The organism is Thermoactinomyces vulgaris (assembly GCF_005886755.1).
In the GTDB taxonomy this organism is placed as follows: domain Bacteria; phylum Bacillota; class Bacilli; order Thermoactinomycetales; family Thermoactinomycetaceae; genus Thermoactinomyces; species Thermoactinomyces vulgaris.
The window spans coordinates 2126069-2146103 of sequence record NZ_CP039710.1 but is presented as its reverse complement, the minus strand read 5'-3'; the positions used below and the strand labels follow the sequence as shown (position 1 = coordinate 2146103).

Here is a 20035-nt window from a genome sequence, read left to right as displayed (position 1 = left end):
CCCTCCTAGCTGTTCAATAAGGCATTCGCATATTGAATGGGAAACTGGATGGCACGCCGCCGCACTTCCAGTTCTCCGGTTTTTAAGAAAACGGACCGCCCGGGTTTTGAGTTGACTTCAATAATCCAGACATCTTTGTTTTCATCGATGCCGATATCGATTCCCAGCTCTACCAGAGGACCGTGACGGCTTTCGATAAAAGGGGGCACGATTTCACTCAGATAGTTGATGGTCGAGGAAATTTTGGCTGCTTCTTGCGGGGTGTAATGCTGCTTTAAAAAAGGTTGGAACGGTAAAGCTTGCCCGCCGCCGTGCAAATTGGAGGTGATGGAATCGGGTTGGCCGGTCCGGATGGCATGCCCCGTTGTTTCCCATCTTTTTTGTCCGTTTTTTTGGACCAGAATCCTGACATCAAACGGGCGTCCATCCGGTGTGTTCAGCGACAAAAGAGGTTGAAGGATGTAACGGGTGTCCCGGATGGTTTGTTCCACCCAATGGCTGAGTTGGACCAGGGTTTCAAATTGAACGGAAAAAGGCCGGTTGAATTTCGTCCGCCCTTTCAGCAAGAAAGAGGAGGGGGGGATTTGTTCGATGGCGACCACTCCTCTTCCGTGACTGCCGCCATTGGGTTTGATCAAAACACGGTTATGTTTCCGGAGGAAAGAGAACAGCTCTTGTGCATGGGTCAACCGCTTGGTTTCCGGGAGATAAGTCCGGATTTCCGGATGCTCTTTCAAGATGAGATAGGTTTGGTATTTCCCGCCCAAAGCTCTTCCAAGCAACCGGATTTGCGGGTCTTGGGTGATTTTTTGAACATGGGGTTTATACTTCATATAATGCCGGGCGTTGACATAATAACAACGGTCATAGATCAAATACGGCAGCGGAACCGTCTGTTGTTTCCAACGCTGATTGTGATAATGCCAAGCCGGAACCGTTCTGGTTTTCCAATGAATCCGGCCCGGATTGAATATAAAGACTTCCAGCCCCTGCTTTTTTCCTTCGAGTGTCAGTTGTTCAAAGAATGTGTGCTCTTTAAACGGAGGGTGTTTTTGGTTGTTTCCGTAGCAAACCATTATGCCAAGCCTGTTTTTTTGATCGGTCATCGCCGTTGCCTCCTCATGATCCCGGAAGTCGTCGAAGGAGAAGGGGCGGGAGGATGTTTTCCTTGCTTGGAAAGGTATAGCACGTAGTCGATCAACCGCAACACGGACGGGCGAAAATGGCTGTTTGGATTAATCACGGTGTCATCGGTTTTGGATGGTTTGGAATTGATTTCAATCAGCCAGATTTTTCCGTGCACATCAATGGCCAGATCGATTCCGAGTTCGGCGAAATGACCGTCGGCCAAACGTTCAAACGTTTTGGCGATGTCAAGTGCGGCGGCCCGAAGTTGGTGGATGGACGGTTTGTTTGGATAGGACAATTCCTTCAAAACATCACTTGCTTTGCGGATTGTACCTCCACGGGCCAGATTGGATACAATATGTTGAATGTTGGCAATCCGCGCAACGGAAGAAGTGATTTTCCAAACCCCTTCCTTGGTTTTTTGTGCCAAAATGCGAAAGTCTACCGGCCGGTAGTCAAATTTCATCAGCCTGAGTCCCTGTTGGGCGATGTAAGGCTGGCTTCTGATTTTTTGTTTTAACAATTTCATCAGGCTGGAATGGTTCTTCAAGGTTCGGCGAACCGTTCCCCCTGGAGTGGACAGTTGATAAATCCACCTGTTTTTGGAATGGGTTATCTTGATGATCCCGCTTCCCAGACTGCCGTTGGTCGGTTTGAGATAAACGGTGGAGTATCGTTTAAAGAGGGATAAGGCCCTCGGATCGCGGAATGAATAGGTTTCCGGCAATCGCGAACGGATTGCTTCATCTTGGACCAGGATTTGATAAACCTGTAATTTATCCAAAAACCTCTCATTAAAGATGGGGATCCGGAAAAGGTTTTTTAACAGGGACATTTTTTTCTGCAAAGATTCTTGTTGCTCGATGCGGCGTGAGTTGATGCGGTTGTAAATTACATCCGGGAGCGGGTATTTTGTACATTGCCACCGGTTTTTCTGTTTGATCCAGACGGTCGTTTCATTCCGGTTTAAATCGATGTGTTCCGGCGTGATGACAGCGACCCGGATCCCTCTCATCTGACCGGCAGTGATGCATTCATCCAGAAATTTGGTCATCAGGCCAAAAGGTTGAGCACGCTTTTCCTGTGGATGGGCATTGATCAAAATGCCAAAAACAGGTCCAAATCGCAAGCGGAGAGAATGTGCGTCAAAATGGGCCCGAATCCATGGCTGAGGGTTCATTTTCAATTGCTCGGCAAGCTCAGAGCTGATGCAAATCAGTTTATGGTTCATGCGACTGAAAGCGACTCGTCCTTTTGCGATGGCTGAACCAAATGCGACTGAGAAAACCGGGGTTTTTATCTCCAATTTTTTGGCCAAAGCCTGACTCATCACCAGATCAATGTGGTGAGGAAGCTGATGTTGCGACAAGATTTGAATTTGTACTTGTGCCAGCCCCATGACAATCCCCTTCCGCCTGTAAAATACTAATGTATGGTATGTGGGCGTCAACCGCATGGTGAATAAAACAGGCTTGGCTTCGGCGGAAGGGATGGAAAAAAAGCGGGAAAATCGTTAGGATGAAAAAGAGGGGGACTGAAGCCGGACGGGTGGAAGGATGACCTTGTCCACGGTCACGGTTTCCCGGGATGGTCAGACAGGTTGAAAGGATTGCAAAGAAGGAGGATGACGGATGAACATTACATATCACGGACATTCTTGTTTTGAAATTGAAACCCCGAAACACCGCATTGTCATTGACCCGTTTTTAAGCGGCAATCCGCTGGCGAAAGCGAAACCGGAAGAGATCAAGGCAGATTGGATTTTATTGACGCACGGTCATGACGACCACGTCGGGGATACGGTGGACATTGCCAAGCGGAATCAAGCGACCGTGATCGCCCCCCATGAATTGGCCGTCTGGCTCGGTTTCCAAGGGGTGAATGCCCATGGCATGTCCATTGGCGGAGGCTATTCGTTTGATTTTGGCCATGTCAAAATGGTGAATGCGCTGCATGGTTCCGGATTTGTCAAAAATGAAGAACAACAAATCATTTATTTGGGACCACCATCCGGTTTTGTGCTGACCTTGGAAGGTAAAACCATTTACCATGCAGGGGACACTGCGCTTTACTCTGATATGAAACTGATTGGAAGAGGAAAAGAAATCGATTTGGCCCTTCTCCCCATCGGGGACAATTTCACCATGGGGCCGGAAGATGCGCTGACGGCTGCGGAATGGATCGGGGCCAAGCATGTGATTCCGATGCATTACAACACGTTCCCGCCGATCCGGCAAGATGCCGGCGCTTTTGTGGAGAAACTGAATGCCAAAGGTATGAGCGGCAGTGTGCTTGGCGTCGGCGAAACATTCACCCTCTAAGATAACGATTTGTAAATTTACTGTAATTGACTCGTAATCTTTTTCCACTACAATAGACGAAGATGAAAACCCCCTTTGGTAGAGACGGTTTTAAAGCCGTCTCTTTTTTGTTTGCTCATAAGGCTGATAAGCCGGTGCTATATAAAAAGACAAAAGAATATATTGTTGGTAAATGGTGAGGGGGGAAGGGAATTGAAAGGTAAACGGATGATTGAACTTGGAATCAGTGTGGCCCTTTTGATCATTGCCGTCCCCAAGCTTCCCTTTGATCTCCATGGAGGGGGAGGAACGTTTTTTTCCCTGATGTGGTTGACGGGGTTATCCCTGAATATCGCGGCCAATATTTTGGAGATGAAACGGTTGTTGAAAAAAGAACGCAAAGAAAAAATGATCCGGCAATATTTCAGAATGTTGGAACTGAAGAAAACCCTAAAACACCGTCAGATCACCGGGTATTGAATCTGTTTCTTTCTATTTGGCAAGACTGTTTCTATTGCAAACAGGAAGGAGTTTTCTTGGAAAGCTCCTTTTTATTTTTTCTGTCTCCCGTTTTGTAATATAATAGGTGTAACAGTAACGGCGAAGGAAGGGAAGGCAATTGGCGACAAAGCATGAGCAAATTCTCAAATACATTGAGAGCTTGGAAGTGGGACATAAAATATCTGTACGGCAAATTGCCAAAGAATTGAACGTGAGCGATGGAACCGCTTACAGAGCGATTAAAGACGCAGAGCTCAAGGGGCTTGTCCATGCCATTGAACGGGTGGGAACGGTGCGTATTGAGAAAAAGCAACGTTCCGATATTGAAAAATTGACATATGCCGAAGTGGTCAACATTGTGGACGGAAGTGTTCTTGGCGGCCGGGCCGGTTTGCACAAGACGTTGAACCGCATGGTGATCGGAGCCATGAAATTGGAAGCCATGATGCGTTACGTGGAACCGGGGAACCTTCTCATCGTCGGAAATCGGGATAATGTGCACAGGGTTTCGCTGGAAAGAGGATCCGCCGTGCTGATTACAGGCGGGTTTGATGCAACCGATGAAGTGAAGCAGCTGGCGGACAAGCTGGAGTTGCCGGTGATCTCCAGCAGTTATGATACCTTTACGGTGGCGACGATGATCAACCGGGCGATTTATGACCGGCTGATCAAAAAAGAGATCTTGATGGTGGAAGATGTGATCAAAACATCCAATCGTCCCGTTTATCTGCGGGCGGATGACACCATTTCCCGTTTTCACGAGTTGTTGCGGGAAACCTCGCACAGCCGGTATCCGGTCACCGATGACAAAGACCGCGTGGTCGGGATGGTGACAGCGAAAGACGTGATGGGATTTCCCCCGGATGAGAAAATTGAAAAAGTGATGACCAAAAATCCGATCACGGTGAATTTAAAGACATCCCTCGCTTCCGCCGCCCATGAAATGGTGTGGGAAGGCATTGAATTGTTGCCGGTCGTGGATGATTACCGGAAAATCATCGGGGTGATCAGCCGCGAAGATGTGATCAAATCGTTGCACTATATGCAAAAACAGCCGCAAGTCGGCGAAACGATCCAGGAATTGAGTTTTCGCGGGTTCTCGGAAGAGGGAACCAATGGAGAAACCGTATTCAGCGGTCAAATCACCCCGCAAATGACGGATTCTTTGGGGATGTTAAGCACGGGGGTGTGCACCACGTTGATGACGGAGGCCGCCATTCGTGCCCTTCGCCGGAAACGGCGCGGGGATCTCACCATCCAAAATGTGACGCTTTATTTTTTAAAACCGGTTCAAATCGAAAGCAACGTAAAAATCCAACCCAAAATTTTGGATCTGGGGCGGAAACAGGCGAAAATGGATGTGGAAATGATATTGGATCAACAAGTTGTGGCCAAAGCGCTCATCACAGCGCACGCCATCGACCGTTAAAAAAAGCATGGACTTCATTGCCCATGCCGTCATGGTAAGCTCAAATCTCTTCAGGTTTGAGCCTTTTTGTTTTTTCAGGACTGTGAGGCTTCTTGTTTTTCTTGTCTCAGTTGTTTGAAATAGTGATGGTTTTTGATTCCGTAATATCCGTTGATCAGGCCCAGCACAAAAATGATGGCGATGAACACTCCCTGTATCGTTGTCGTTTGGATAGTGACAAATTGCAACAGGGCGATGGAGACAAACATGACCCCCATATGGATATTCATCCGGGCCCGGTGAAGATGTTTGGATATTCCTTGTTGGCGACGCGATAAAATGCTGTTGAAAAAAGTTCCGAAAATGCTGATGCATATCAATGAAATCAACAGGATGACAAGGGCTTCCACTGATAATACCTCCTGAAACCGCATGCGGCGTTTGGTCATGTCCAAGATGGAACAAGGCGTTTTGCCTTTACGGCTAAAATGCCGGTTTCCTTTACATCATATCGTATATCTTAAAGCATTGCATCAACCGTTCGTGTTTGCCACGTCATTGTTGAGGCTTTTGGCTTCCAGCCAGATTTTCAGCGTTTCATTGTACAACGAGACATATTTTAAGTGAACTTCCACTTTGGTGCGTTGGGTGTCATCAATGGTGACTTGTTCTTTTTCGAGGATCAGTTCAATGATATCCGGATTGTTGCTGATCCATTGCATGGATTTGTCCAGAAAGGGGGATAATTTTTTCTCGATCCGCGTTTTGACGGCGTCCGAGATAAAAGGCTGTTCGGCATCCACCTCCACAACGATTTTTTTGATTCGTTCTTCCTCGTCTTGCCGCCGGTTTCCTTTTTTGGTCAGTTGCTCAATTTCTTTCTCCAATTTCAGGATTTCTTTGTATTTTTGGTTGTTTGCATAATAGATGGTGTTTCTCTCGGAAAGCAAACCGTCCAGTTTTTGTCCGTAGACAATCAGAAAAATACTGCTGCCCGTGACAACGCCCAACAGGAACATTACAAAAGAACGGCGGTTTTTTTTCAGCATTTGCCAAACGCCATTGGACATTTTTTAAAATTCCCCTTGGATCAACCAACGAACCAGGATGGTTCCTGTGTGGGCGCCCAAAAAAGCACTGACGATAAAAATCAATTGTTGGAATGCTAAATTCAATTGTCCTCCCAAAATGGTGATTTCAAAATTTTTGATGGTGTCAAACGTTCCCCCGATGGCGGCAACCATGGCCCAGATTTTCAGCTGTTCGGACAACCGCAACATTTTGTACATCGGGTAATCATCCGCCACAAAAGCACCCAGTCCTCCCAACATGACTCCGCCCAACACAACGCCCAATGCAATCAGAAAATCCAAAATGGCTGTGGTCCAAAATTCCTGTTCCATCGCTTAACCGTCCTCCATTCGGTTTCTTCTATTCACCCTATGAGCGCTTCTTGTAAAATATGAGGACGACCTTCTTTGATATAATGGGAGAAAGATGGGAGGTGATGGCTGTGGAACCGGATGATTTTGTCCACTTGCATCTTCACACGGAATACAGTTTGTTGGACGGGGCGGTCCGGATCAAAGAGGTGGTTGCCAAAGCAAAACAACTGGGGATGAAGGCATTGGCCATCAGTGATCACGGTGTGATGTACGGTGTGATCCCTTTTTACCGGGCCTGTCTGGAAGAAGGAATCAAACCCATCATTGGTTGTGAAATGTACTTGACGGACGATTACACGAAAAAACCGCCCCTCAAGGAGCAAAAAACATACCATTTGCTGCTCCTTGCCGAGTCCAATGAAGGATACCAAAATTTGATCCGCTTATGTACCGAAGCCCATCTGCGGGGATTTCACCATAAACCGCGAATCGACCGGAATTTGCTTCGAAAACACGCGGCCGGTTTGATCGCAACCAGTTCTTGTCTGAAGGGGGAGATTCCGCAGGCGATTTTAAACGGCCAATATGAAAAAGCCCGGCGTTTGATCCGGGAATATTTGGATATTTTTGGGAGAAATTGTTTTTATCTGGAACTGCAGGATCATGCATTGCCGGAACAACAGCAGGTGAACCGGGTGCTGATCAAGTGGGCGGAAGAATTCAAGATTCCACTCATTGCCACCAACGATGTCCATTACGTGGAAAAAAATGATCATGAAATTCATGATTGTTTATTATGTATAGGAACAGGCAGTAAATTGGATGATGAGAATCGGTTTCGTTTCGGTTCGGATCAATTTTATTTAAAGTCGAAAGATGAGATGAAGGAGCGCTTTCGGCATGTGCCGGAAGCCATCCGGAATACAGCCGAAATTGCCGAGCGTTGTCATGTGACGATTCCGCTCGGGCAAAAATGGTTCCCCCGCTTCCCTGTCCCGGACGGGATGAGCGCGAAAGATTTCTTGAAAAAACTATGTTTAAAGGGAGCGGAGGAAAGGTATGAAAAAATCACCGACGAAATTTTCAACCGACTTCACTATGAATTGGAAACCATTGATCAAATGGATTTGAACGATTATTTTCTGGTGGTTTGGGATTTTGTCCGTTTTGCGCATGAAAACGGGATTGCTGTCGGTCCCGGACGCGGTTCGGCTGCCGGAAGCCTTGTGGCCTATCTGCTGAACATCACCCAGATCGATCCTATCCGGTACGGACTGTTGTTTGAACGGTTTTTAAATCCGGAAAGGATCAGCATGCCGGACATCGATATTGACTTTAACTATGAGCGGCGGGATGAAGTGATTCGTTATGTTGTCAAAAAATATGGCGAGGATCACGTTGCGCACATCATCACCTTCGGAACCATGGCCCCCAGGGCGGCGGTCCGGGATCTGGGGCGTGTGATGGATTATCCTTATCCGTCGGTGGACCGGCTGGCAAAAATGATTCCGGCAAGCCCCGGGATGACCATGCAGAAGGCCTATCAATCCGAACCACGGTTAAAACAGCAAACCTTGGATCCGGCGATGGGCAAATTGTTGAAAGCGGCGGAAAAAGTGGAGGGGATGCCGCGGCATGTATCCACTCATGCCGCCGGAGTGGTCATCTCCAGCGAACCCCTGACCCGCTTCGTTCCGTTACAGGAAGGAAGTGAAGGGATTCCGCTGACGCAATATCCGATGGAAGTCTTGGAGAAGATCGGCCTTCTCAAAGTGGATTTTTTGGGGCTTCGCAATTTGACCATTATTGAAAATGCGCTTCGTCTCATCAAAGAAACCCACGGACAGACACCGGATTTTTCGCAAATGGAATATGACGATCCGGCCACCTACCGGATGTTGTCCCGGGGTGAGACCGTCGGTGTTTTCCAGTTGGAGTCTTTCGGGATGCGGCAAGTACTCAAAGAATTAAAGCCGACCCATTTTGAGGACCTGATCGCGGTGCTCGCCTTATACCGTCCGGGTCCCATGGAACAGATTCCGCGGTTTATCCGCGCCAAACACGGGTTGGAAAAGGTGGATTATCTGCATCCGGATCTTGAAGAGATCCTGGAAAGCACGTACGGGATTATTGTCTATCAGGAGCAAATCATGAAAATCGCCGCCAAAATGGCCGGCTTTTCGCTGGGGCAGGCCGATATCTTGCGCCGGGCGGTCAGCAAAAAGGAAAAAAGCTTGTTGCTGGAACAGCGGCAGGCGTTTGTCAAAGGTTGCATCGGACAAGGCTATGATAAATCGACAGCAGAACAAATCTATGATTTGATTGTCCGGTTTGCCGATTACGGGTTTAACCGGAGCCATTCGGCGGCCTATGGCGTGCTGGCTTATCAAACGGCTTATTTGAAAGCCAATTATCCGCTTGAATTCATGACGGCGCTTTTGGCCACCGTGATGGAAAATCATGACAAAATGGCCGAATATATTGAGGAAGCGAAAAGGATGAATTTGCCGGTTCTGCCTCCGGACATTCAAAAGAGCCAACTGACGTTTACGATGGAAGGCCGGGCGATCCGGTTCGGGCTGTTGGCCGTCAAAAATGTCGGCACTGCAGCCATCCGCAATATCATTGAAGCCCGGGAAGATGGTCCGTTTAAGGATCTGTTGGATTTTTGCCGGCGTGTGGACTTGCGAATCTGCAACCGGCGCGTCTTGGAATCGTTGATCGAATGCGGGGCGATGGATTCGTTTCCGGGGCATCGGGCGCAAAATTTATCCGTTCTCGACGATGTCATGGAACAGGCGTTGTTGGAAAAACAACTGGCCGACAAAGACCAGTTAAGCTTTGCTTTTTCCGGTTCAAACGGGGAGGACATTCAATTTCACCTGTCCCAAAGCCGGGTGACCCCTTACTCACGGGAAGAAAAATTGGAAAAGGAAAAAGAGCTTTTGGGATTGTATTTGTCGGGCCACCCGTTGGACGTTTATCAAGAAGAGATCCGAAAAACCACCACCCATACGATTCAGGAATAAAGGGGCCTGCCGAACAAAAGCCGGGTTTGGATTGCCGGACAAGTCACCAGATTGAAAGTTATTCAAACCAAAAGAGGGGAACCCATGGGCTTTATGACGCTTGCCGACCGGCACGGCGAAGTGGAAACGATCTTGTTTCCCAAAGCTTTCTCCCGATACCGGGATGATGTGCAAGACGGAGCGATGGTTCTGGTCAAAGGAAGTGTCCAAACCGACCCGGATGACCGGGTTCAAGTGGTTGTGGATGCATTGATGGATTTGAAAGCGGTGAAAGCACGCCGATCGGACACTCCGCAGGGGTTGTATCTGCGCATCACTCCGGAGTTGGAACAAGCGGAAAGATTAAACCGGTTAAAAGCAGTCATTCTTCAAAACCGGGGGCGGATTCCCGTTTATCTTTATTATGAGCGGTTGAAAAAAGTGCGTGCGTTGCCGGTTGAACAATACGGGATCGCATTGACGGAGGCATGTGTCAACCAACTGAAACAAATTGTCGGAGAAGAAGGGCTGCGGGTCAAAAGAGAGACGGAAGGCACAAACAGGCGGCAAGCCGCTAAGAGAAGGTGAGATTTTGTTTTATGAACATTCCTTGAAGTTGCTGAAAAAGCGCGGGGTTACCGTCGAAGGAATCGCAGAGATCGTTTATCAGTTGCAATCACCGTACAACAAGGATTTGTCACTTCAAACCTGCGTTGAAAATGTGAAAGCCGTATTGAAAAAAAGGGAAGTGCAACATGCCATTATCACGGGTGTGTCCTTGGATATGCTCGCAGAACAAAAGAAGTTGCCCGAGCCTTTTCAAACCATCATGGAAGTGGATGAACCGCTGTACGGAATTGATGAAATTCTGGCACTCAGTATTACGAATGTCTATGGAACCATCGGTCTGACCAGTTTTGGTTATTTGGATAAAAACAAAGTCGGGATCATGGAGAAATTAAATAACCACGGGAAACAGATTCATGTGTTTTTGGATGATATTGTCGCCGGCGTGGCGGCGGCGGCATCCGCGCGGATTGCTCATCAACATCCCGATACAAATCCATATATGAAAAATCAACCTTGATCTTTTTAAAGAAGTGTTTGCCGGGAGGCGGACACTTCTTTTTGCATGTTTGTTCACAAGTTTTTCTTTTTATTTACTTTCTTTAATGAAAAATTCCCCTGATTGTTTATAATAAAAGTAGACGAAATCATTCACAAATTGTTTTTAGAATATTTTTTTATATTTGACAAGGAGGATGGGGATGAAAAAGGCCATTCGCAGGTTGTGGAAACAGCAAGAGACCCGTGAACTGATGGATCCTGTGTATCATGAGCGATACTGTATCCATTTCGAAAAAGAAAAGATTTTTTTCGTTTCACTTATAAATGAAATAAAAAAAGAAGAAGTTTTCACGAGTGGAAAATTGGTTGCGCAAAAACTGGAGCCTGTGTACGAACGGTTTGAATCCGGGATAGATGATTATTTGGAAAGTGTGTTTGCATCAAAAAAAGTTTGGCGTTTTTTTGATGTGAATTACGGGTTGGATATCAGGGTGAACCGTCAGGCGGAAGAACCCGGATGGGAAGTGTGGATGGGCGAAGATTTGAGTTTTTTGACTTTGCAGCGTCGGGAAGTGAGGGAATATGTTTTGGGATTGATCACCAAGGGAGAATGTTGGTTTCATAGAGAAGCCAAAAAAGAAATGGGTTTGGTGTTGTGACAGGAAGTCCGGAAAAGCTCGGATGCGGGCTTTTCTCCTGCGGAAGATCATAGATTTTGTTTATATAAATGTATAAAAACATAAATATAAAAAATGATCAGCGGGATGAAAAGCTGATTGGATACATAGGAAAAGATGGTTCAGAAAGGTGGAGTGCAGATGAAAAACATCCGGTTTCCGGTCATTCTTTCTCTTTTGGCCGGTTTGATTTTGATGTCGGCTTGTGCCCATCCGGAAGCGACAGACCGTTTATCCGGAAAAACGAAACACTGGGAAGCGGCGGTGGAATACCATCAAAGCGAAAACACCAGCGAAGAAAAACTGATGATCCGGTATATCGGCGGAGAAGCGGCTTTTGTGGGGCCGGTTCACTATCAGTTGAAATCCGGGCAAAAGGTTTTAAGCGAGGAGAAAACGTTTTTGGATGGCAATGGCCAGGCGGTCATGAATTCGGTTTTGAAAGACATTTCCCCGGTGGAGGAGACGGATCGGTTGACGCTGGAAATCCGGTGGGATCAACAAAAGGAGGAGGTTTTGTTGACAAAATAATGGTTTTCGGGGGAAGCATCCGGAACGATGGATAAAAGTCTGAAAATAAAGAAAAATAACCGTGCGCATCCGATGAGACAAGCACAGGCTTTGTGAGGGGTTATACAAAGTAACAACAGCCATTTTCACTTCCCCGGCTGTTCTGGTATAATGTGACTTATTAGTGGTCAGACCACTTATTCGGAGAAAAGGAGCGAATCGGTATTGGCTAATTTGCGCGAAGAAGCATTGCGGTTGCATCGGGAAAAGCGCGGAAAGCTCACGATGCAATCAAAGGTTCCTGTCGAGTCGGCGTATGATCTCAGTTTGGCTTACTCACCGGGTGTTGCCGAACCTTGCCGGGAAATTCACAAGGATCCGGGCGTCATTTATGATTATACGATGAAAGGAAATCTGGTTGCTGTCGTTACTGACGGCACCGCCGTGTTGGGATTGGGGAATATTGGTCCGGGAGCTGCCCTGCCGGTGATGGAAGGAAAAGCGGTCCTGTTCAAATCGTTTGCAGGTGTCGATGCAATTCCGATTTGCCTTGATACGACGGAAATCGATAAAATTGTAGAGACGGTCAAATTTATGTCCCCCACATTTGGCGGGGTCAACCTGGAGGATATCGCCGCTCCCAATTGTTTCATCATTGAAGAGCGGTTGAAAAAAGAACTGGACATCCCGGTCTTTCACGATGATCAGCACGGCACCGCCATTGTCACTTTGGCCGGGTTGATCAACGCTTTGAAAGTGGTTGGCAAAAAGATGGAAGAAATCCGGGTTGTCGCCAATGGTGCCGGAGCCGCGGGTATTGCCATTATTCAAATGTTACTCAATATGGGCGTCCGCGATGTGGTGATGTGTGACAGCAAAGGTGCCATTTACAAAGGGCGTCCCTACGGGATGAATCCCGTGAAGGAAAAAGTGGCTGAAATGACCAACCACCGGATGCTGCGCGGGGAATTGGCCGATGTGATGAAAGGCGCCGATGTGTTTATCGGTGTTTCGGTAGCCGGTGCGGTGACGCCGGAAATGGTTCGATCCATGAACAAAGACCCGATTATTTTTGCCATGGCCAATCCCGTTCCGGAAATCATGCCGGAAGAAGCGAAACAAGCCGGGGCGAAAGTGGTGGGAACGGGACGGTCCGATTTCCCCAATCAGGTGAACAATGTTTTGGCCTTTCCGGGGATTTTCCGGGGAGCCTTGGATGTGAGGGCCAAAGCGATCAACGAGGAAATGAAGATTGCCGCTGCGCATGGCATCGCAAGTCTGATTGAGGAACATGAGTTGAATCCGGATTATGTGATTCCCGCTCCTTTTGATCCGCGGGTGGCCCCGAAAGTGGCCATGGAAGTTGCCAAAGCGGCGATGGAAACCGGTGAGGCGCGAATTCAAGTCGATCCGGAGGAAATTCGCCAAAAAACAATCCAATGGACCAAAGTATATGTACCATGACAGAAATAAGGCGTGATGGATGAAAACGATGAGTGGATCCAGTAAATTTGAAGCAATTTTTAAAGGAATACACAAACTGATAGAAGAAGACGGGCTCAGGCCGGGTGACCGCCTCCCTTCCGAGAGAGAATTGTCCGAGCGGTTAAATGCCGGACGATCGTCGGTTCGGGAGGTTTTGCGCTCACTCGAACTGTTGGGATTGATCAGTACCCGGAGAGGGGAAGGAACTTTCCTGGAGCCTGTCTATGCCCATCAATTTGTCGATCTGTTGGCAGGATTCATTTTAAAAAACGAAAATGCCAAGAAAGACGTCATGGAAATGCGGATGATCCTGGAGATCGGAGCGGTTCGTCTCATTCAAAAACACCCGGTGACAAAAGAGCAGACGGCTCATTTGGAGTATCTGGTGGAGAAAATGAAAAGGCTGGTTTATGATCATCAAAATCCAAAAAAAGTGATGATGGATTTTCATGCTTATTTGATCAAGTTAACAGACAACTATCTGTTAACCCGTGTTTGGCATCCCGTTGTTTGTTTTGAAAAGGCGATCAGCAAAGAGAAGGACGATGAGGAGAAGATTTACCGGAAGATGATCGCGTGCTACGAGGAAATTGTGGATGCAATCAAGGAGAAACGGGAGTGGTCCGCCATCTCTTGCTTGGAACGGCTCTTTGCCGCCTGGCGATCGATTCGGACCGGAATCAGTCATCATGAATCGACAAGTGGAATGGAATTGGACTTGACAGATTGAAAAGAAGACTTTCAGAGAAGGTGTTAACGTGTTACGAGATTTATTCAGGAAACAGAAAAAGTACGCAACCATTCCTTCAGAACAGGTCAAAAAAGAGATTCCCGAAGGGATTATGCAAAAATGCCCGAAATGCCGGACAATCTTGATTACAAAAGAGCTGGAAAAAAACCTGAAAGTGTGCAAGGCGTGCGGTTATCATTTTCCCATGACCGCATGGGAGCGCATTGAGTCATTGGTGGATAGCGGATGTTTTATCGAATATGACGCGGATTTGCGGTCAGCCGACCCTTTGGAATTTCCGGGTTATCAGGGGAAACTGAAAAAAGATATGGAAAAAAGCAATCTGAATGAAGCGATTATAACCGGTGAAGGTAACATGGGAGGCTATCCGGTTGTGTTGGGTGTGATGGACTCCCGTTTTCGCATGGGGAGCATGGGGTCGGTCGTCGGGGAAAAAATTGCCCGTGCGGCGGAAAAAGCGGTTCTGAAAAAGTACCCGTTTATTCTGTTTTGTGCTTCCGGAGGGGCACGGATGCAGGAAGGGATTTTATCCTTGATGCAAATGGCCAAGACCAGTGCGGCTCTGGAAAAATTGCACCGGAATCGTGTATTGTTTGTTTCTGTCTTGACCCATCCGACCACGGGCGGAGTCTCTGCGAGCTTTGCCTCCCTCGGGGATATCAACATCGCGGAACCGGGGGCTTTGATCGGCTTTGCAGGACGCCGGGTCATCGAGCAAACGGTTCGCCAAAAATTGCCGGATGATTTTCAGACAGCGGAGTTTTTGTTGAAACACGGCCAGTTGGATCAAGTGGTTCCCCGTTCAGATATGCGTGAAACCCTGATACGGATTTTGGATTTTCACGCCGATAGGAGGGAAGCTTGATGAAAAATGCATTGCCATTTGAAAAACCACTGATTGAATTAAGAAAAAGAATTGAGGAACTTGAGAATTTTTCGCAGGAAAAAAATCTCGATCTGTCGGATGAAATCGCAAAGCTGGAAGACAGAGCCGCCCGTTTGGAAAATGAGATATACGGGAATTTGACAACCTGGCAAAAGATCCAGATTGCCCGGCATGCGAACCGTCCGACGACCCTGCATTACATCCGGACCATTTTTACTGATTTTATGGAATTGCATGGGGACCGGCTCTACGGGGATGATCCGGCGATTGTCGGAGGCATTGCCAAGTTGGACGGGCGTCCGGTGACGGTGATCGGACATGAACGGGGCACGGACACGAAAGATAAAATTGCCCGCAATTTCGGCCTTCCCCATCCGGAAGGGTACCGAAAAGCGCTTCGTTTGATGCAACAAGCCGACAAGTTCGGCCGACCGATCATTTGCTTCATTGATACACAAGGGGCCCATCCGGGAATTGAAGCGGAAGAACGGGGACAGAGTGAAGCGATCGCCAGGAATTTGCGGGAAATGGCCGGTTTTTCGGTCCCGATCATCTGTGTCACCACCGGTGAAGGGGGAAGCGGAGGCGCACTCGGCATCGGTGTCGGCAACCGCTTGTTGATGCTGGAGCATGCTTATTATTCGGTGATTTCGCCGGAAGGGGCCGCAGCCATTTTGTGGCGGGATGCGGCAAAAGCCCAGGAAGCAGCCGAAGCTTTGAAGATAACCTCAGCAGATTTGAAAAAATTAGGAGTCATTGACGAAATTATTTCAGAACCAAAAGGTGGAGCTCACCAAGATCCCATGTTACAATCAAAATATATTAAACAAGCAATAAACAAACATCTGTCATCTTTGCTTTTGCTCTCAGGAGACGAACTGATTGAGGATCGGTATCAAAAATTTTCCAAGATCGGAGAATTTACTTCAATGGTCACAAAGTAGAAGCCGTTTTGACGGTTTCTCTTTTTGTCCCGGTTGGACGTTTTTTGTCCCTGAGGGCTGGGATATACTGAATCTGATGAGGTGATTTGAACAATGAAGCGTATAGCTGTACTTACAAGCGGTGGTGATGCTCCGGGCATGAACGCCGCCATTCGTGCCGTTGTGCGCAGCGGACATTATCATGGCCTGGAAGTGTATGGAGTGATCCGCGGTTATTCTGGTTTGATCAACGGGGATATCCGCCCGTTGAGTTTAAGATCGGTCGGGGATATCATTCATCGCGGCGGTACCATTTTATATAGTGCTCGTTGCAAAGAGTTTCAAACAGAGGAAGGCCGGAAAAAAGCGGTCGAGCAATTGAGAAAGCATGAAATCGACGGATTGGTGGTCATTGGCGGAGACGGCAGTTTCCGGGGAGCCCAAAAATTGACGGCATTGGGTTTCCCTGCTGTGGGGGTTCCCGGAACCATTGATAATGACATTCCGGGTACGGATTTCACGATCGGGTTTGACACAGCAGTCAACACCGTCATCGACTGCATTGACAAGATTCGGGATACCGCCACTTCCCATGAGCGCACTTATGTAATCGAAGTGATGGGAAGAAATGCGGGGGACATTGCCCTCTGGTCCGGATTGGCCGACGGGGCCGAATCCATCTTGATTCCGGAATCGCCGTATGATCTGGATGATGTGGTTAACCGGTTGAAACAAGCAGCGGAAAGCGGGAAGAAACACAGCATCATCATTGTTGCTGAGGGTGTGGGCAGCGGCGTCGAATTTGCAGAGAAAATCAAAGAAAAACTCAGCGTTGAGACAAGAGTGACCGTGTTGGGACATGTGCAGCGCGGAGGATCTCCTACTGCTTTCGACCGTGTTTTAGCCAGCCGGATGGGAGCTAAAGCGGTCGATCTTTTGCGTGGAGGAGAAAAGGATAAAATGGTGGCGATTCAAAATAATAAATTGGTCGGAATTGACTTTGATGAGGCTTTTTCCATGAAGCATCAACCCGATATGGAATTATATGACTTGGCAAAGATATTATCGATTTAACATGAGGAGATGAGTAGCAGGATGCTTCGTAAAACAAAGATTGTCTGTACGATTGGTCCGGCGAGTGAAAAGATCCCGGTGCTAAAAAAGCTGATTCAAAGCGGCATGGATGTGGCCCGCTTGAATTTTTCCCACGGCTCTCATGAAGAACATAAACAGCGGATTGAAAATATCCGGCAAGCGGCGAAAGAAGAAGGAAAAAATATTGCGATTTTGCTGGATACCAAAGGCCCGGAAATCCGCACCGGTGATTTGGAAAAGCCGGAGATTGAATTGGTTGCCGGAAACAAGGTCACACTAACAACCGAACAGGTATTGGGGAATGAAAAACGGATTTCCGTCTCCTACCAAGGGTTGCCGCAGGATGTCCAACCGGGCGCCACGATTTTGATTGATGACGGTTTGATCGGATTAACCGTGGAACGGGTTCATGGCTCCGAGATCGAATGCATCATTGACAATGGCGGTGTTTTAAAAAGCCGCAAAGGGGTGAATATCCCGGGGGTCAAAATAAACCTTCCGGGCATCACGGAGAAAGATGCCAAAGATATTCTTTTCGGAATTGAACAGGGAGTCGATTTTATCGCGGCCTCTTTTGTGAGAAAGCCCCAGGATGTTTTGGAAATCCGGGAAATTTTGGAGGAGCACCAAGCCAATATCCCGATCATCTCCAAAATTGAAAACCAGGAAGGAATTGACAACCTGGACAGCATCTTGGATGTCAGTGACGGTTTGATGGTGGCCCGTGGCGATTTGGGAGTGGAGATTCCCGTTGAAGAAGTGCCGATTGTCCAAAAAGAAATGATCAAAAAATGCAACCATCTGGGCAAACCGGTGATCACGGCGACGCAAATGCTGGATTCCATGCAACGCAATCCAAGGCCCACCCGGGCGGAAGCCAGCGACGTGGCCAATGCGATTTTGGACGGAACCGATGCCATCATGTTGTCCGGGGAAACGGCAGCCGGGAAATATCCGGTTGAATCCGTCAGTACCATGGCACGCATTGCCGTTCGCACGGAATCATCGCTTCGGTATCAAGAACGTTTTCAACAAAAAATCAGAGAGATCAGCCACACGATTACCGAGTCCATCAGCCAGGCCGTGGTGCATACCTCTTACAAATTGGAATGTTCGGCGATCGTGACCCCGACCGAAACCGGATATACCGCACGCATGGTGTCCAAATACCGCCCGAAAACACCCGTGATTGCCGTGACGCCCAATGAATCGACCTTGCGAAGATTATCGCTGGTGTGGGGAGTTTATCCCATCAAGGGAATCAATGCGGAAACAACGGATGAAATGTTTACTTATGCCATTTCCACGGCATTGGAAAACCAATACGTGAAACAAGGGGATCTGGTCGTCATTACGGCCGGGGTGCCAGTCGGAAAATCAGGAACCACCAATTTGATGAAAGTGCATGTGATTGGCGGCGTGTTGGCTCAAGGACAGGGAATCGGCAAACGAGTCGTGACCGGTCCGGTGGTCGTGGCAAGAAATGCGGATGAGTTGAATCGCAAGATGGTCAAAGGCGGCGTCATTGTGACACACAGCACGGATAAAGACATGATGGAAGCATTTGAAAAGGCTTCGGCTGTCATTACCGAAGAAGGCGGTTTGACTTCGCATGCTGCGGTGGTTGGTGTCAGCTTGGGCATTCCGGTGGTTGTGGGAGTGAAAGACGCCGTGAAACTGTTGGCAAACGAAAGTGAAGTGACTGTCGATGGGGAACACGGACAAATTTACTCAGGAAGGGCAAACGTTCTGTAGAAAAAGCGCTGGATCAGCCAGCGCTTTTTCTTTAAGACGGTTATGATTAAAATGAAAATGGAACCAGACCCAAACGCGGAAAGACCCACCAGCGAAGTTTCCTGCGCAACTTTTTCTTCTTTTTGCGGCTCATTGATTTCCCTCCTTGTTTGTATATGAGTTGGATGAAGAGGGTGGTTACTCACATTATGTGAGAGGAAGATTTAAAATATGTGTAAAGAAAGCTCCCGTTTGATTTATGCTAAGGCTATTATAAAAAAAGGTTGACAAATAAAACAATATGTCAAAAGTCACCGGTGCAATTCGAAGGGGGAATCCGTATGATGAAAAAGACGGCCGAAACGAAGCTGCGTGTCCGTTATCAGGAAACGGACCAAATGGGCGTGGTCTATCATGCCAATTATCTGGTTTGGTTTGAGTCGGGGCGTACCGAATTCATGAGGGAACACGGATTTTCATATAAAAAATTGGAAGAGAAAGGCATTTTGCTGCCGGTTGTGGATATTCACTGCAAATATCTGTATTCTGCCAAATATGATGATTTGGTGGTTGTGCGGACAAGCATCAAAGACTGGAACAAGTGGAAAATCATTTTTTCTTATGAAGTGGTAAACCATGAGACCGGCCAATGTCTGGCAAAAGGGGAATCCTCTCATTTATGGGTGGACCGGAACATGAAGCGGGTGAATTTGAAGAAAGCGGTTCCGGAGCTTTATGATTGGTTCATCCGTTTCACGGAGGAAGGAAAATGAGAAATCTGTTTTTGTTTCTTCTCGGTGCGATCATCGTCATCCCGACATTGGAAATCTGGTTGTTCATTGAAATCGGAGGATGGATCGGGGCCCTGCCGACCATCATGCTCGTTTTTTTGAGCGCAGTGCTGGGAGCCTATTTTGCCAGACGGGAAGGTTGGAATACGTACCGGTTGGCCATGATCCAAATGCAAAACGGGGAATTGCCCGGCGAAGCTTTGCTTGACGGGGCTTGTATTTTGAGCGGAGGCATTTTGCTCATCACGCCCGGATTTTTTACGGATGCGGCCGGTTTTCTTTTGGTCTTTCCTTATACCCGTGCGATTGTCAAGCATTGGATCATCCGATGGTTGAAGAAGAAAATCGAACGCGGGGAAATCATATGGTACCGGAGATATTGAAA

General features: G+C 47.7%; 21 protein-coding genes. 16 read left to right on the top strand and 5 right to left on the bottom strand.

Annotated features, from left to right (window positions below):
- Positions 1 to 5: 5 nt before the first annotated feature.
- Positions 6 to 1106, bottom strand: coding sequence for a YheC/YheD family endospore coat-associated protein (locus tag FA954_RS10935; RefSeq protein ID WP_049719767.1), 1101 nt, complete (start codon positions 1104 to 1106; stop codon positions 6 to 8).
- A complete protein-coding gene (locus tag FA954_RS10930; protein ID WP_052186903.1) occupies positions 1103 to 2527 on the bottom strand; it encodes a YheC/YheD family endospore coat-associated protein in 1425 nt (474 codons plus the stop codon). The genes FA954_RS10935 and FA954_RS10930 overlap by 4 nt, the downstream gene beginning before the upstream one ends.
- Positions 2528 to 2759: 232 nt before the next feature.
- Between FA954_RS10930 and FA954_RS10925 the strand changes: the two genes are divergently transcribed.
- The 3 genes from FA954_RS10925 to FA954_RS10915 all read left to right on the top strand — a co-directional run bounded on the left by FA954_RS10925 (position 2760) and on the right by FA954_RS10915 (position 5358).
- Complete coding sequence (locus FA954_RS10925; RefSeq protein ID WP_037998109.1) at positions 2760 to 3449, top strand: metal-dependent hydrolase; 690 nt, start codon at positions 2760 to 2762, stop codon at positions 3447 to 3449.
- Between the two features lie 192 nt (positions 3450 to 3641).
- The gene (locus FA954_RS10920; protein ID WP_062842867.1) at positions 3642 to 3908 is read left to right on the top strand and encodes a hypothetical protein; all 267 of its coding nucleotides are present in this window, start codon (positions 3642 to 3644) and stop codon (positions 3906 to 3908) included.
- Positions 3909 to 4047: 139 nt separating this feature from the next.
- A complete protein-coding gene (locus FA954_RS10915) occupies positions 4048 to 5358 on the top strand; it encodes a DRTGG domain-containing protein (RefSeq protein WP_037997643.1) in 1311 nt (436 codons plus the stop codon).
- 74 nt (positions 5359 to 5432) lie between these two features.
- Here the strand turns inward: FA954_RS10915 and FA954_RS10910 are convergent, their stop codons facing one another.
- The 3 genes from FA954_RS10910 to FA954_RS10900 all read right to left on the bottom strand — a co-directional run bounded on the left by FA954_RS10910 (position 5433) and on the right by FA954_RS10900 (position 6740).
- Positions 5433 to 5747, bottom strand: coding sequence for a YtpI family protein (locus FA954_RS10910; RefSeq protein ID WP_037997641.1), 315 nt, complete (start codon positions 5745 to 5747; stop codon positions 5433 to 5435).
- A gap of 123 nt (positions 5748 to 5870) precedes the next feature.
- On the bottom strand, positions 5871 to 6407 hold the full coding sequence (locus FA954_RS10905; protein ID WP_037997638.1) for a sporulation membrane protein YtrI: 537 nt from the start codon (positions 6405 to 6407) through the stop codon (positions 5871 to 5873).
- A gap of 3 nt (positions 6408 to 6410) precedes the next feature.
- Complete coding sequence (locus tag FA954_RS10900; protein ID WP_037997636.1) at positions 6411 to 6740, bottom strand: YtrH family sporulation protein; 330 nt, start codon at positions 6738 to 6740, stop codon at positions 6411 to 6413.
- Positions 6741 to 6844: 104 nt separating this feature from the next.
- On the opposite strand from FA954_RS10900, the gene FA954_RS10895 reads away from it, so the two are divergent.
- The 13 genes from FA954_RS10895 to FA954_RS10840 all read left to right on the top strand — a co-directional run bounded on the left by FA954_RS10895 (position 6845) and on the right by FA954_RS10840 (position 20033).
- The gene (locus FA954_RS10895) at positions 6845 to 9751 is read left to right on the top strand and encodes a DNA polymerase III subunit alpha (protein WP_244932705.1); all 2907 of its coding nucleotides are present in this window, start codon (positions 6845 to 6847) and stop codon (positions 9749 to 9751) included.
- 51 nt (positions 9752 to 9802) lie between these two features.
- The gene (locus FA954_RS13885; RefSeq protein WP_244932704.1) at positions 9803 to 10318 is read left to right on the top strand and encodes an OB-fold nucleic acid binding domain-containing protein; all 516 of its coding nucleotides are present in this window, start codon (positions 9803 to 9805) and stop codon (positions 10316 to 10318) included.
- Positions 10319 to 10322: 4 nt separating this feature from the next.
- Positions 10323 to 10817, top strand: coding sequence for a phosphatidylglycerophosphatase A family protein (locus FA954_RS10890; RefSeq protein WP_037997633.1), 495 nt, complete (start codon positions 10323 to 10325; stop codon positions 10815 to 10817).
- Between the two features lie 181 nt (positions 10818 to 10998).
- Positions 10999 to 11457: a hypothetical protein gene (locus FA954_RS10885; RefSeq protein ID WP_037997631.1), complete on the top strand. Its 459-nt coding sequence runs from the start codon at positions 10999 to 11001 to the stop codon at positions 11455 to 11457.
- Positions 11458 to 11616: 159 nt separating this feature from the next.
- Complete coding sequence (locus FA954_RS10880) at positions 11617 to 12006, top strand: hypothetical protein (protein WP_037997629.1); 390 nt, start codon at positions 11617 to 11619, stop codon at positions 12004 to 12006.
- Positions 12007 to 12210: 204 nt separating this feature from the next.
- The gene (ystJ, locus tag FA954_RS10875; RefSeq protein ID WP_280524659.1) at positions 12211 to 13449 is read left to right on the top strand and encodes an NADP-dependent malic enzyme; all 1239 of its coding nucleotides are present in this window, start codon (positions 12211 to 12213) and stop codon (positions 13447 to 13449) included.
- A 28-nt stretch (positions 13450 to 13477) separates the two neighbouring features.
- A complete protein-coding gene (locus tag FA954_RS10870; protein WP_052186870.1) occupies positions 13478 to 14200 on the top strand; it encodes a FadR/GntR family transcriptional regulator in 723 nt (240 codons plus the stop codon).
- Between the two features lie 28 nt (positions 14201 to 14228).
- Entirely contained in the window at positions 14229 to 15086 is an 858-nt protein-coding gene (gene accD, locus FA954_RS10865) for an acetyl-CoA carboxylase, carboxyltransferase subunit beta (protein ID WP_037997623.1), read from the top strand.
- Positions 15086 to 16051, top strand: coding sequence for an acetyl-CoA carboxylase carboxyltransferase subunit alpha (locus tag FA954_RS10860; protein WP_037997620.1), 966 nt, complete (start codon positions 15086 to 15088; stop codon positions 16049 to 16051). Before accD ends, FA954_RS10860 begins: the two co-directional genes overlap by 1 nt.
- Positions 16052 to 16144: 93 nt before the next feature.
- Entirely contained in the window at positions 16145 to 17104 is a 960-nt protein-coding gene (pfkA, locus tag FA954_RS10855; protein ID WP_037997618.1) for a 6-phosphofructokinase, read from the top strand.
- Positions 17105 to 17125: 21 nt separating this feature from the next.
- Positions 17126 to 18880 carry a pyruvate kinase gene (pyk, locus tag FA954_RS10850; RefSeq protein ID WP_062842869.1) on the top strand — a complete coding sequence of 585 codons (1755 nt, stop codon included), beginning with the start codon at positions 17126 to 17128 and terminating at the stop codon, positions 18878 to 18880.
- A gap of 323 nt (positions 18881 to 19203) precedes the next feature.
- The gene (locus FA954_RS10845; protein ID WP_082240772.1) at positions 19204 to 19632 is read left to right on the top strand and encodes an acyl-CoA thioesterase; all 429 of its coding nucleotides are present in this window, start codon (positions 19204 to 19206) and stop codon (positions 19630 to 19632) included.
- Complete coding sequence (locus FA954_RS10840; protein ID WP_138615095.1) at positions 19629 to 20033, top strand: FxsA family protein; 405 nt, start codon at positions 19629 to 19631, stop codon at positions 20031 to 20033. Before FA954_RS10845 ends, FA954_RS10840 begins: the two co-directional genes overlap by 4 nt.
- Positions 20034 to 20035: the final 2 nt, after the last annotated feature.

Bases quoted from the DNA above. Each gene is read 5' to 3' on its own strand.
- FA954_RS10925 (WP_037998109.1), top strand. From the start codon at position 2,760: ATGAACATTACATATCACGGACATTCTTGTTTTGAAATTGAAACCCCG.
- FA954_RS10840 (WP_138615095.1), top strand. From the start codon at position 19,629: ATGAGAAATCTGTTTTTGTTTCTTCTCGGTGCGATCATCGTCATCCCG.
- FA954_RS10930 (WP_052186903.1), bottom strand. From the start codon at position 2,527: ATGGGGCTGGCACAAGTACAAATTCAAATCTTGTCGCAACATCAGCTT.
- FA954_RS10860 (WP_037997620.1), top strand. From the start codon at position 15,086: ATGAAAAATGCATTGCCATTTGAAAAACCACTGATTGAATTAAGAAAA.
- FA954_RS10880 (WP_037997629.1), top strand. From the start codon at position 11,617: ATGAAAAACATCCGGTTTCCGGTCATTCTTTCTCTTTTGGCCGGTTTG.
- FA954_RS10935 (WP_049719767.1), bottom strand. From the start codon at position 1,106: ATGACCGATCAAAAAAACAGGCTTGGCATAATGGTTTGCTACGGAAAC.
- FA954_RS10885 (WP_037997631.1), top strand. From the start codon at position 10,999: ATGAAAAAGGCCATTCGCAGGTTGTGGAAACAGCAAGAGACCCGTGAA.
- pfkA (WP_037997618.1), top strand. From the start codon at position 16,145: ATGAAGCGTATAGCTGTACTTACAAGCGGTGGTGATGCTCCGGGCATG.
- FA954_RS10900 (WP_037997636.1), bottom strand. From the start codon at position 6,740: ATGGAACAGGAATTTTGGACCACAGCCATTTTGGATTTTCTGATTGCA.
- pyk (WP_062842869.1), top strand. From the start codon at position 17,126: ATGCTTCGTAAAACAAAGATTGTCTGTACGATTGGTCCGGCGAGTGAA.
- FA954_RS10895 (WP_244932705.1), top strand. From the start codon at position 6,845: ATGGCTGTGGAACCGGATGATTTTGTCCACTTGCATCTTCACACGGAA.
- FA954_RS10870 (WP_052186870.1), top strand. From the start codon at position 13,478: ATGAGTGGATCCAGTAAATTTGAAGCAATTTTTAAAGGAATACACAAA.
- FA954_RS10845 (WP_082240772.1), top strand. From the start codon at position 19,204: ATGAAAAAGACGGCCGAAACGAAGCTGCGTGTCCGTTATCAGGAAACG.
- FA954_RS10905 (WP_037997638.1), bottom strand. From the start codon at position 6,407: ATGTCCAATGGCGTTTGGCAAATGCTGAAAAAAAACCGCCGTTCTTTT.